At 73.2% G+C, this 11,378-nt stretch carries 10 protein-coding genes, 2 rRNA genes and 1 pseudogene; 2 read left to right on the forward strand and 11 right to left on the reverse strand.

What is annotated here, in order from left to right; all coding sequences use genetic code 11:
- Positions 1-267 precede the first annotated feature (267 nt).
- From AC069T_RS36085 to AC069T_RS36095, 3 genes are read right to left on the reverse strand one after another with little or no spacing between them, the layout of a single operon-like run.
- A complete protein-coding gene (locus tag AC069T_RS36085) occupies positions 268-1,173 on the reverse strand; it encodes an NAD kinase (protein WP_478786767.1) in 906 nt (301 codons plus the stop codon).
- Positions 1,170-1,985 (reverse strand): TlyA family RNA methyltransferase, encoded by an 816-nt coding sequence (locus AC069T_RS36090; RefSeq protein WP_478786768.1) that lies wholly within the window; start codon positions 1,983-1,985, stop codon positions 1,170-1,172. The genes AC069T_RS36085 and AC069T_RS36090 overlap by 4 nt, the downstream gene beginning before the upstream one ends.
- Positions 1,986-1,992: 7 nt before the next feature.
- Positions 1,993-2,421, reverse strand: coding sequence for a hypothetical protein (locus AC069T_RS36095; RefSeq protein ID WP_478786769.1), 429 nt, complete (start codon positions 2,419-2,421; stop codon positions 1,993-1,995).
- 42 nt (positions 2,422-2,463) lie between these two features.
- On the opposite strand from AC069T_RS36095, the gene AC069T_RS36100 reads away from it, so the two are divergent.
- Entirely contained in the window at positions 2,464-2,811 is a 348-nt protein-coding gene (locus tag AC069T_RS36100; protein WP_478786770.1) for an SCP2 sterol-binding domain-containing protein, read from the forward strand.
- A 35-nt stretch (positions 2,812-2,846) separates the two neighbouring features.
- Here the strand turns inward: AC069T_RS36100 and AC069T_RS36105 are convergent, their stop codons facing one another.
- The 4 genes from AC069T_RS36105 to AC069T_RS36120 form a co-directional block, all read right to left on the reverse strand.
- On the reverse strand, positions 2,847-3,821 hold the full coding sequence (locus AC069T_RS36105) for an ABC transporter ATP-binding protein (RefSeq protein ID WP_478786771.1): 975 nt from the start codon (positions 3,819-3,821) through the stop codon (positions 2,847-2,849).
- Positions 3,782-4,825, reverse strand: coding sequence for a FecCD family ABC transporter permease (locus tag AC069T_RS36110; RefSeq protein ID WP_478786772.1), 1,044 nt, complete (start codon positions 4,823-4,825; stop codon positions 3,782-3,784). Before AC069T_RS36110 ends, AC069T_RS36105 begins: the two co-directional genes overlap by 40 nt.
- Complete coding sequence (locus AC069T_RS36115) at positions 4,822-5,865, reverse strand: FecCD family ABC transporter permease (RefSeq protein ID WP_478786773.1); 1,044 nt, start codon at positions 5,863-5,865, stop codon at positions 4,822-4,824. The genes AC069T_RS36110 and AC069T_RS36115 overlap by 4 nt, the downstream gene beginning before the upstream one ends.
- A 105-nt stretch (positions 5,866-5,970) precedes the next feature.
- On the reverse strand, positions 5,971-6,999 hold the full coding sequence (locus AC069T_RS36120) for an HAD hydrolase-like protein (RefSeq protein ID WP_478786774.1): 1,029 nt from the start codon (positions 6,997-6,999) through the stop codon (positions 5,971-5,973).
- A gap of 72 nt (positions 7,000-7,071) precedes the next feature.
- Between AC069T_RS36120 and AC069T_RS36125 the strand changes: the two genes are divergently transcribed.
- The gene (locus AC069T_RS36125) at positions 7,072-8,364 is read left to right on the forward strand and encodes a DUF1015 domain-containing protein (RefSeq protein ID WP_478786775.1); all 1,293 of its coding nucleotides are present in this window, start codon (positions 7,072-7,074) and stop codon (positions 8,362-8,364) included.
- A 79-nt stretch (positions 8,365-8,443) separates the two neighbouring features.
- Here AC069T_RS36125 and AC069T_RS36130 read toward each other — a convergent pair whose 3' ends face one another.
- From AC069T_RS36130 to AC069T_RS36145, 4 genes and pseudogenes are all read right to left on the reverse strand, one after another.
- Entirely contained in the window at positions 8,444-9,313 is an 870-nt protein-coding gene (locus AC069T_RS36130; RefSeq protein WP_478786778.1) for a tetratricopeptide repeat protein, read from the reverse strand.
- Between the two features lie 363 nt (positions 9,314-9,676).
- Positions 9,677-10,459 (reverse strand): annotated as a pseudogene (locus AC069T_RS36135) (hypothetical protein); the annotation flags it as partial.
- A 572-nt stretch (positions 10,460-11,031) separates the two neighbouring features.
- A 5S ribosomal RNA gene (gene rrf, locus AC069T_RS36140) occupies positions 11,032-11,148 on the reverse strand.
- Positions 11,149-11,282: 134 nt separating this feature from the next.
- Positions 11,283-11,378, reverse strand: a 23S ribosomal RNA gene (locus AC069T_RS36145); the annotation flags it as partial.

Genomic DNA, 11,378 nt, shown 5'->3' on the forward strand with positions numbered 1-11,378 from the left:
GGCAGCGCCGGAAGGCCGACGCCGGGACCGGGCGGGAGCCCGTCCCCCGGGACTCGGGTACCGACGGCACCCGCCCCTCTCCCTCGCCGGCCCCGCCAGGGCGTCCCGACGCACGGCTCCCGCCTCCGGCCCGCTCCCGGCGCCCCGGCCTCCTCGAAGCCGTCGCACGGCCTCCTGGCCCGCTTCCCGGCCCGTGGCGGGGTCGCGGGCCGGGAAGCGCGCGAAGGCCCGCTCAGCCGGGCGGGCCGCCCGCTCCTCGTACCGGTGTCAGTGCGGCGCGCCCCGCCAGCCCGACACGGGAAGGGCGAACTTGGCGACGAGCCGGTCGGTGAAGGACGCGTGGTGGAGCCGGGCGAGTCGCACCGGGACGGCCCCCCGGCGCACCTCGACCCGCGCCCCGGGCGGCAGCTCGACCGTGCGCCGGCCGTCGCACCACAGGACGCCGGGCGGGATGTGCGGCAGTACTTCCACCGCGAGCACCGAGTCCGGCGAGGTGACCAGCGGCTTGGCGAACAGCGCGTGCGCGCTGATCGGCACCATCAGCAGCGCCTCGACCTCCGGCCACACCACCGGCCCGCCCGCGGAGAAGGCGTACGCGGTGGAGCCGGTCGGGGTCGCGCAGATGATGCCGTCGCAGCCGAAGCCGGTCACCGGGCGCCCGTCGATCTCCAGCACCACCTCGAGGAGCTTCTCCGCCGAGACCTTCTGCACGGCGGCCTCGTTCAGCGCCCAGTCGGTGTGCACGATGTCGCCGTTGCGGTGCACGACGACGTCGACGGTCATGCGCTCCTCGACCTCGTACGCCTTGGTCACCACCCGGTCGACCACCTTGTCGAGGTCGTCGCGCTCGGCCTCTGCGAGGAAGCCGACCCGGCCCAGGTTGACGCCGAGCATGGGGACGCCTGACGCGCGGGCGAACTCGGCGCCGCGCAGCAGTGTGCCGTCACCGCCGAGCACGATCAGCAGTTCGCACCCGTCGAGGCACTGCGGGGTGGCCTCCCTGACCAGTTCCACGGTCGCCGGAAGCGGCAGGTCGGCGGCCTCCGCCTCCAGGACGCGCACGCCGATCCCGGAGCGCAGCAGTCCCTCGACGACCAGCTCGGCGCTGCGGATGGCCGCGGGCCGCCCGGTGTGGGCCAGCAGGAAAACAGTACGAGCTCGGGTCTGAGTCAACGGGGCCCCTCCGCAACTGCTCGGTCGACGTCGGCCGCGTCCGGTGCGGGCGCCCCGGCACGCAGCCACAGAAAGTATTCGACATTGCCGGAGGGTCCGGGCAGCGGGCTGGCTGTGACGCCCCGCACGCCGAGCCCCAGTTCCCAGGCTCGCGCCGCCACACCGCGCACCGCCTCGGCCCTCAGCTCCGGGCTGCGGACGACACCGCCGCTGCCCAGCCGTTCCTTGCCCACTTCGAACTGCGGCTTCACCATCATCACCAGATCGGCGTCCGGTGCCGCGCACCGCGCGAGGGCGGGCAGCACCAGTCCGAGCGGGATGAAGGACAGATCCCCCACGACAAGGTCCACGGGCTCCCCATCGATCGCCTCCAACGTCAACTCGCGTACGTTCGTACGGTCCTTGACGGTGACGCGTTCATCGCTCTGCAGAGACCAGGCGAGTTGGCCGTAGCCGACGTCGACCGCGACGACGTGGGCGGCGCCCGCGCGCAGCAGGACGTCGGTGAAGCCTCCGGTGGACGCTCCCGCGTCCAGCGCCCGGCGCCCCTCGACCTTCAGCCCCTGCGGCACGAAGACCTCGAGGGCACCGGCGAGTTTGTGTCCGCCGCGCGAGACGTAGTCGGGGTCGTCGTCGTCCTGGGTGACCACGATGGCGGCCGCGGTCTCCACCTGCGTGGCGGACTTGGTCGCGAGGGTCTTGCCGACGGTGACCCGCCCCGCGGCGATCAGCTGGCCGGCGTGCTCGCGCGAGCGGGCGAGCTTGCGGCGGACCAGCTCGGCATCGAGGCGGCGTCGTGCCACTCCTGCCACGTTCGGTTCAGCTCCTGTGGTCGTACGAAGAGGTGGGCGCCGTCGGGGGCGACGGCACCGGGGGCCCTTGACGTGCGTCGAGCGCGGTCAGTGCGTCGCGCAGGCCCCTGTGTACATCCTCGTACACCTCGGCGTGGCCGTCGGTGGCGAGGTGGTCGGCGTCGGCCAGCCGGTCGAGGCGGGCGTCGACGTCGGCGTTGCCGGTGGGGGTGCGGGGGACCTCCAGCGGCGCCGGGGCCGCGGGGTCGTGCGCGGGCTCGGCGGCGAGGTCCGTGCCGGTGCCGTGCTCCTCCCCCGGCGAACGGGCGGGCGCCGGGACGCCGGATGTCCAGGGCAGCTGCGCCGCGGACGGACCGCGGCCCTGCTCCGGGGCACGGCGGGGATCCGGCGCGGCCGCCTCCTGCGGGCCCTCGGACCAGGGCACTGAGTCGCTCATGCCCCGACGCTACCCCGAAGCGCTGCGGTACCGTCGATCACGATGGCGACGATCGAGGAGTGCCGCGCGGCACTCGACAAACTCTCGGACAACCTGGCGGGGGCCGACGGGGACGTGCGCGGCGCGGCGGCCCTCGACCGCTCGCTGAGCTGCCGTGTCACCGACCTCGACACCACGTTCGTCGGGCGTCTGACGGACGGCCGGATCGACGTGCTCGACACGCTCCCCGGCCCGCCCCGCGAGAAGGCCCAGATCCGGCTCACGATGACCGGCGACGACCTGGTGGCGATGGTGAGCGGCGAGCTGAACTTCGCGAAGGCCTGGGCCTCGGGCCGGGTGAAGCTGGAGGCCGGCCTCCGCGACCTCATGCGCCTGCGGAGCCTGCTCTAGGACCCGCCCCGGCGGGGCATCCGCCGAGCCCGCTCTCAGCCCTCGGCGGTCAGTGCCGCCGCGCCGACCGCGTGGGCGGCCGTCGCCGCGCGTGCCTTCCGCGCCGCCGGGACCACCAGCGGCGTCCCCGTCTCCGGGTCGTCGATGACCTGGCAGCGCAGCCCGAAGACCTCCTCGACCAGCTCGGCCGTGACGATGTCGTTCGGTGCCCCCTCGGCGACGACCCTGCCCTCGCGCAGGGCTATGAGGTGCGTGGCGTAGCGGGCGGCGTGGTTCAGGTCGTGCAGCACGGCGACCAGGGTGCGGCCCTGTTCCTCGTGGAGTTCGGCGCACAGGTCGAGCACGTCGATCTGGTGCTGGATGTCGAGGTAGGTGGTCGGCTCGTCGAGCAGCAGGAGCGGTGTCTGCTGGGCGAGCGCCATCGCGATCCAGACGCGCTGGCGCTGTCCGCCGGAGAGTTCGTCCACGTAGCGGTCGGCCAGCTCCGCGACGCCGGTGGAGGCCATCGAGTCCTGTACGACCCGCTCGTCCTCGGCCGACCACTGGCGCAGCAGCCCCTGGTGCGGGTAACGGCCGCGCCCCACCAGGTCGCCGACCGTGATGCCGTCGGGCGCGATGGACGACTGCGGCAGCAGCCCGAGCGTCCGGGCGACCTTCTTGGCGGGCATCGAGTGGATGACCTGCCCGTCGAGCAGCACCCGGCCCCGGGACGGCTTGAGCATCCGCGAAAGGGCGCGCAGCAGCGTGGACTTGCCGCAGGCGTTCGGGCCGACGATCACCGTGAAGGAGTGGTCGGGGATCTCCACCGACAGGTTCTCCGCGATGACGCGCTGGTCGTAGCCGATGGTCAGGTTGTCGGCGGACAGGCGGTTCACAGTGCTGGTGCTCCTCTGGGTGTTCGTGTCGGGCCCGCTGCCGGTGTGCGTGCGAGACCCGCTGCCGGTCCGCGCGTCCGGTCCGCTCCGCGTGCTCATATCCGGCCCGCCTTGCGCTCGATGACGAGCAGCCACAGCAGGTAGACGCCGCCGACGACGCCGGTCACCACGCCGACGGGCAGCTGGTCGGCGCCGAAGGCCCGCTGCGACGCCCAGTCGGCGACGATCAGGAGGGTGGCGCCCATGCACATCGAGGGCACCAGGTTCGGCCCGGGCGAGCGGGTCAGCCGCCGGGCGAGCTGCGGCGAGGTGAGCGCCACGAACCCGACCGGTCCGGCGGCGGCGGTGGCTCCCGCGGTGAGCAGCACGGCGGCCAGCATCAGCAGCAGCCGCGTCCGCTCGACCCGCACGCCGAGCGCGTACGAGACGTCGTCGCCCATCTCGATCATCCGCAGCCCCCGCGCGTTGGCGAGGACGAGCGGTACGAGGACGGCGCACATGGCGAGCAGGGGCCAGACCTGGGACCAGGCGCGGCCGTTGAGGGAGCCGGTCATCCAGACGACCGCACGGGCCGCGTCGACGAGGTCGGCCTTGGTGAGCAGATAGCCGTTCACCGCCGTGACGATGGCGGCGACGCCGATGCCGACCAGGACCAGCCGGTAGCCGTGCACGCCCCGCTTCCAGGCGAGCAGGTAGATGGCGAGCCCGGTCGCGAGACCGCCGACGAGGGCGCCGAGGGCGACCTCGGTGGCGCTGCCCGAGAAGAGCACGATCATGACGAGGGCGCCGGCGGTCGAGCCCTGCCCCAGGCCGAGCACGTCCGGACTGCCCAGCGGATTGCGGGAGATGGACTGGAAGAGGGCTCCGCCGAGGCCGAGCGAGGCGCCCACCAGGATGCCGACGACGACCCGGGGCAGCCGGAGCTGGCCGACGATGAACTCCTGTCCCGCGTCCCCGTCGCCGGCCAGTGTCCTGAGGACATCGGCGGCCGGGATCGGGAAGTCGCCGGTGCCGATGAGGACGACGCTCGCGGCGAGCAGGGCCACGAGCAGCAGGGCGACGACCGTGCAGGCCCGGACGTCGTACCGCAGCGAGAAGCCGCCCTTCGTGCGGACGGCCGGGATACGTGTGGCCTTCACAGCTGCGCCGTCCTCCGCCGTCGTACGAGATGGATGAAGACCGGGCCGCCGAGGACCGCGGTGACGATGCCGACCTGGAGTTCGGCGGGGCGCGCCACCAGCCGCCCGATCACGTCGGCACCCAGCAGCAGCACGGGCGACAGGACGGCCGCGTACGGCAGGATCCAGCGCATGTCGGGCCCGGTGAAGGAGCGCACGAGGTGCGGGACCATCAGCCCGACGAACACGATCGGCCCGCAGGCCGCGGTGGCGGCGCCGGACAGGACGGTGGCCGCGGCCATGGACAGCGCGCGGGTGCGGTTCAGGTCTGCGCCGAGCGCGCGGGCGGTGTCGTCGCCCATCGCCATGGCGTTCAGTGGCTTGGCGAGGGCGAGCGCGACGAGGGTGCCGACCGCCAGGAACGGCAGGACCTGCCGGATCGTCGACTCGCCGGCCGAGGAGAGCGAACCGACGGTCCAGAAGCGCATCTTGCCGAGCGCCGCGTTGTCCATGATCATCACGGCCTGCAGATAGCCGTAGAGCGCGGCGCTGATCGCGGTTCCGGCGAGCGCCAGCCGCACCGGTGTCGCCCCCCGGCTGCCGCCGAGGAACCAGACCAGGGCACCGACCGCGGCCGCCCCGAAGAAGGCGAACCACACATAGCCGTTCAGCGAGGTGACGCCGAAGAACGTGATGGCGGTGACGACCGCGGCGGACGCGCCCGCGTTGATGCCGAGCAGTCCGGGGTCGGCCAGCGGGTTGCGGGTGAGCGCCTGGAGGACGGCCCCGGACAGACCGAGCGCGGCGCCGACGAGCAGTCCGAGGACGGTGCGCGAGACCCGCTCGCCGACCACGACGTCGCCGTAGGTCCCCGACGCGTGGAACAGGCCGTGCCAGACCTGGTCCATGGGCAGCGCCTTCGCGCCGAGTGCGACGCTCGCCAGCGCGACGAGCGTCAGCAGGGCCGCTGACGCGAGGAGTCCGAGGGACCGTATCGCCCGGCGGTTCGGGGGCGCGGGGGCGGTCTCCGCGCGCTGTTCAGGAGAACTGTCGACCAACACCCGGTTAGGTTAGCCTACCCTCGCCTTGCCGAGGGGCACGTCGGCACCGGACTATGCCCCCGCCCGGCCCGCCCGCGCGTCGAAGACCCTGGGCCCCGGTTCGTCTCAGAGCCCCAGCCGCGCGAGCGCCTTCCCGCCGTCCAGCACGCAGGTCCCGTCCCCGGCCGCCGTCCACGCCGCCGCGCACAGGGCCCGCAGCCCGTCCATGGCCGCGCCCTCGCCGTCCAGTTCGAGCCGCTCACTCCCGGCGGTGGCCGTCCAGCCACCGCAACGGAATCCGCCGCCTTCCCCGACGACCTCCGGCTGCCCCGTCAGCAGACCGCGCAGGTCGGCGTCGACGAAGGTCGGACGGTGCTGCGGCGGGGCGGCGAGCAGCTGCGCCCCGTCCGTCACACCGGTGAGGACGAGCAGCGAGTCCACTTCGCCGTTGAACGCGCCCTCGATGTCGGTGTCCAGGCGGTCGCCGACCACCAGCGGCCGCTCGGCGCCGGTCCGCAGGATCGTCTCGCGGTGCATCGGGGGCAGCGGCTTGCCCGCCACCCGAGGATCGGCGCCGGTGGCGATGCGGACGACCTCCACCGCCGCGCCGTTGCCGGGGGCGATCCCGCGCGCGCTCGGGATCGTCAGATCGGTGTTGGACGCGAACCACGGCACCCCGCGGTGGATCGCGAAGCAGGCCTCCGCGAAACGCGACCACGCCAGATCGGGTCCGCCGTACCCCTGCACGACCGCCACCGGCTCGTCGTCCGCCGAGTCGACCGGCTCCAGGCCGCGCTCGCGCAACGCGACCCGCAGACCCTCGCCGCCGACCACCAGCACCCGCGCGCCCTCGGGCACCTGCTCGCTGATCAGCCGCGCCACCGCCTGCGCCGAGGTGATGACGTCCGAGGGCTCGGCCGGCACCCCCAGCTCGGTGAGGTGGCCGGCCACGGCGTCCGGCGTCCGCAGCGCGTTGTTCGTGACGTACGCGAGTCGCATTCCGCCCGAGCGGGCCGTGCCGAGCGACTCCACGGCGTGCGTGATCGCGCTGCCGCCCGCGTACACCACCCCGTCGAGGTCGAGCAGCGCCGTGTCGTACGCCTCGCTCAGGGCCTGCCGGCTGGCGTCGGGCCGCGTCCTGACAGTCTGGCTCATTACGCATCGCTCCTTGGTCGATCCCTTTCCCCCGATCATCGCGCATGCGAGTGACCCACTTACGATGCCTCAATGAACTATGCAGGCCCCACGGAGGAGACCCCGGCGTGCGAGGGGCTCGAACTGGCCCCGTTCCAGGGCCTGCGGTACGACCCCGAGCGGGTCGGCAGTCTGGCCGCCGTGACCTCCCCGCCGTACGACGTCGTCGTACGGCCCGACGGCCTGCTCCACCTCGAATCCGCCGACCCGCACAACATCGTCCGGCTGATCCTCCCTCAGGACACCACCCCCGACGTCCGCAACCGGCAGGCGGCGGACACCCTGCGGCAGTGGCTGGCCGAAGGCGTCCTGACCACGGACTCCGAACCTGCCCTGTACGTCTACGAGCAGCGCGACGGCGGTCTGCTGCAGCGCGGTGTCATCGGCGCCCTGCGCCTGTCGGAACCCTCGGACGGTGTGGTCCTCCCCCACGAGGACGTCATGCCGCATGTGGTCGCGGACCGCGCGGCGCTGATGCGGGCCACCTCGGCCAATCTCGAACCCCTGCTGCTGACCTACCGCGGCGACGGCTCGGTGACCGGCGCGGCCGCCGTCGTCGAGCGCACCGCACGGCGGGAACCGCTGCTCGCGACGACCACGGAGGACGGCTTCAGCCACCGGCTGTGGGCCGTGACCGACCCCGCCGACCTGGCGGAGATCCGCACGGACCTCGCCCGTCACCAGGCTCTCATCGCGGACGGCCACCACCGCTGGGCGACGTGTCTGCGGCTGCGCACCGAGCACCCGTCCCCGAGCCCCTGGGACTACGGTCTGGTGCTCCTGGTGGACACCGCGCGTCATCCGCTCCGCGTCCGCGCCATCCACCGGCTCCTGCACCGCCTGCCGGTGGACGAGGCACTGGCCGCCGTGTCGCCCCACTTCCGCGTACGTCACCTGGACGTCCCCCTCGGCGAAGCCCTGGCGGCGCTCGCCACGGCCGCGGCCGACGGCAACGCCTTCCTGCTGGCCGGCGACGGCGCCTTCCACCTCCTCGACCGCCCGTCCGCGGACCTCCTGGCCCGTACGGTCCCGGCGGACCGCCCGGAGGCTTGGCGCAGCCTGGACGCGACGGTCCTGCACGCCGCGCTCCTCCAGCACGTCTGGCACGTCCCCGAGGACTCCCCGGCGCACATCGCCTACATCCACGACACGGCCGCGACGGTCGAGAAGGCGGAACGCGACGGCGGTACGGCGGTCCTGATGCACCCGGTCCGCGAGGAGGTCGTACGCGACCTGGCCCGCCAGGGCGTCATGATGCCGCGCAAGTCGACGTCGTTCGGCCCGAAGCCGGCCTCGGGCCTGGTCCTGCGGGCGCTCACCCCCTGAAACGCGGACGGGCGGGACCCCTTTGGGAGTCCCGCCCGTCCGCTGTCACCGCTGTGCCGGCCTGTACGTCCGCGTGACGTCAGGCGCGAGGAGCGTCCTCGGTGCCGTCCTGGCCGGCCTCGTCGTCACCGTCGTCACCGTCGGCCGGGGGCCGCACGTCCCGGGGCGCCTCGGTCTCGTCCTCCGCCACGTCGGCGTCGTCCTCGGCGTCGTCCTCGTCCTGGATCTCGGCGTCGTCCTCGTCCTCGATCTCGGCGTCCTCGGCGTGAGCGTCGGCCACCTCGACGTCGGCGTCGATGCGCGGCTTGGACTTGGCCTCCGCCTCGTCCTCGGCCATGGCGTCGACGAACTCGACACCGTCCAGCTCGGCGAGCCGGTCGGAGGCGTCCGTGCTGCCGTCCTTGTCGGACTCGACGGCCTTCGCGAACCACTCGCGCGCCTCGTCCTCGCGACCGGCGGCGAGCAGCGCGTCGGCGTACGCGTACCGCAGGCGCGCGGTCCAGGGCTGCACGGAGCTGGAGGCCAGTTCCGGGCTCTGGAGGGTCACGATGGCCGCGTCGAGCTGGTCCATGTCACGCCGGGCACCGGCGGCCACGAGGCGCATCTCGACCTGCCCGGCCTTGTCCAGCTTGTGCACCTCGGGCGCACCGGCCATGTCCAGCGCCTTCTCGGGCCGGCCGAGACCGCGCTCGCAGTCCGCCATGACGGGCCACAGGTCGACGTTCCCGGTCATCCGCCGCGCGGCCCGGAACTCGGCCAGCGCCTCGCTGAACTTCTGGTTCGCGTACGCGGCGAACCCGGCCGCCTCTCGTACGGCGGCGACGCGGGACGCCAGACGCAGGGCCACCCTGGAGTATCCGTACGCTCCCTCCGGGTCCTCGTCGATGAGCCGGGCCACCATCACGAGGTTCCTGGAGACGTCCTCGGCAAGCCCCTTCGGCAGGCTCATCAGCTCCTGGCGTACGTCCTTGTCGATCTCCTCGCCCGTGACGTCGTCCGGGATCGGCAGCCGCCTGATCGGCTCGCGGTCCCGCTCGCGCTCGTCGCGGAACCGTCCGCCGCCGCGCCGGTCGTCGTCCCGACGGTCGTCACGGTCGCGGTGCCCACCGGGACGGCCGCCCCGGTCGTCCCGGCGCGGCCCCTGCCCCCGGTCGTCGCGCCCACGGAAGCCACCACGGTCACCGCCGCGGTCGCCCCGGTCGTCGCGCCGGAAGCCGCCACGGTCGCCGCCGCGGTCGCCGCCGCGGTCGTCGCCTCGACGGTCGTCACGCCTGTCGTCCCTGCGGTCGTCACGGCTGAAGGCCGGACGCTCGCTGTCGCGCCGGAAGGCCGGACGGTCGCCCTCACGGCGGTCGTCGCGCCGGTCGCCACGGTCGTCCCTGCGGAAGGGGGGACGGTCGCCGCCACGGCTGTCGTCACGACGGAAGCCGCCACGGTCGCCGCCGCGGTCACCGCGGTCGTCACGACGGGGGCCGCCGGTGGGCCGGTCATCGCGGCGGAAGGCGGGACGGTCGCCGGTGGGCCGGTCGTCGCGGCGGAAGGGGGGACGGTCGCCGCCACGGCTGTCGTCACGACGGAAGCCACCGCGATCGCCGCCTCGGTCACCACGGTCGTCACGACGCGGACCGGAAGCCGGCCGGTCATCACGACGAGGACCACTGAAACTCGGCCGGTCGTCACGACGGGGGCCACCACGATCCCCACGGTCACCGCGGTCGTCGCGCCGGAAGCCGCCACGGTCGCCGCCTCGGTCACCACGGTCGTCACGACGGGGGCCGCCGGTGGGCCGGTCGTCCCTGCGGAACGCGGGACGGTCGCCGCCACGGCTGTCGTCCCTGCGGAAGCCGCCACGATCACCGCCGCGGTCACCACGGTCGTCCCTGCGGAAGCTGCCACGGTCGTCGTCGCGGCGCTCACCGCGGTCGTCGCGGCGGAAGGGGGGACGGTCGCCGCCGCGGCTGTCGTCACGACGGAAGCCACCGCGGTCGCCGCCTCGGTCACCACGGTCGTCACGACGCGGACCGGAAGCCGGCCGGTCATCACGACGAGGACCACCGAAACTCGGCCGGTCGTCACGACGGGGACCACCAGTCGGCCGGTCGTCACGACGGAAGGAGGGACGGCCACCGCGGTCGTCCTCGCGACGGTCGTCACGGCCACGGAAGCCGCCACCGCTGCCGCCACCGCGGTTGTCGTCACGACGGAAGCCACCGCCGCCGCCGGCTCCGCGGTTGTCGTCACGACGGAAGCCGCCACGGTCACCGCGGTCGTCACGACGGGGGCCGCCGGTGGGCCGGTCGTCCCTGCGGAACGCGGGACGGTCGCCGGTGGGCCGGTCATCGCGGCGGAAGGAGGGACGGTCGCCGCCACGGCTGTCGTCACGACGGAAGCCACCGCGATCGCCGCCACGGTCACCGCCACGGTCGTTGTCGCGGCCGGCGGTGTTGTCACGGCGCGGCGGGCCCCCGCGGTAGCCGCCGCGGTCACCACTGTCCCGGCGTCGCTGATCGCGGTCCGGTCGCTCATCGGGAGAGTTGGTGGACATGGGTGACTCCTGTCTTCGGTACCGCAAGTCATTCTCGCGCAGCCGAGTACCCGGCGCGCTTCGGAAAAACAAAAGGACCCCTGGTCCCAGCGAGTCGCTGGGACCAGGGGTCCTCAAAGATTGTTCGGCGGCGTCCTACTCTCCCACAGGGTCCCCCCTGCAGTACCATCGGCGCTGTAAGGCTTAGCTTCCGGGTTCGGAATGTTACCGGGCGTTTCCCTCACGCTATGACCACCGAAACCCTGTCAGACACCCCGAATGAACGGGGTCTCGAACGGGCAGCGAACAAGCACACTATTTAATTGGATTAGTGAACTGTTCAGCCAGCACAACCGTTCGTTGTCTGGGAACTACACAGTGGACGCGAGCAACTAAGGACAAGCCCTCGGCCTATTAGTACCAGTCACCTCCACACCTTGCGGTGCTTCCAGATCTGGCCTATCAACCCAGTCGTCTACTGGGAGCCTTA

The organism is Streptomyces sp. NPDC043867 (assembly GCF_056435845.1).

Coding starts and splice junctions, on each gene's coding strand:
- AC069T_RS36100 (WP_478786770.1), top strand. CDS start 2,464: ATGGCGACGATCGAGGAGTGCCGCGCGGCACTCGACAAACTCTCGGAC.
- AC069T_RS36130 (WP_478786778.1), bottom strand. CDS start 9,313: ATGAGCCTGCCGAAGGGGCTTGCCGAGGACGTCTCCAGGAACCTCGTG.
- AC069T_RS36095 (WP_478786769.1), bottom strand. CDS start 2,421: ATGAGCGACTCAGTGCCCTGGTCCGAGGGCCCGCAGGAGGCGGCCGCG.
- AC069T_RS36125 (WP_478786775.1), top strand. CDS start 7,072: ATGAACTATGCAGGCCCCACGGAGGAGACCCCGGCGTGCGAGGGGCTC.
- AC069T_RS36120 (WP_478786774.1), bottom strand. CDS start 6,999: ATGAGCCAGACTGTCAGGACGCGGCCCGACGCCAGCCGGCAGGCCCTG.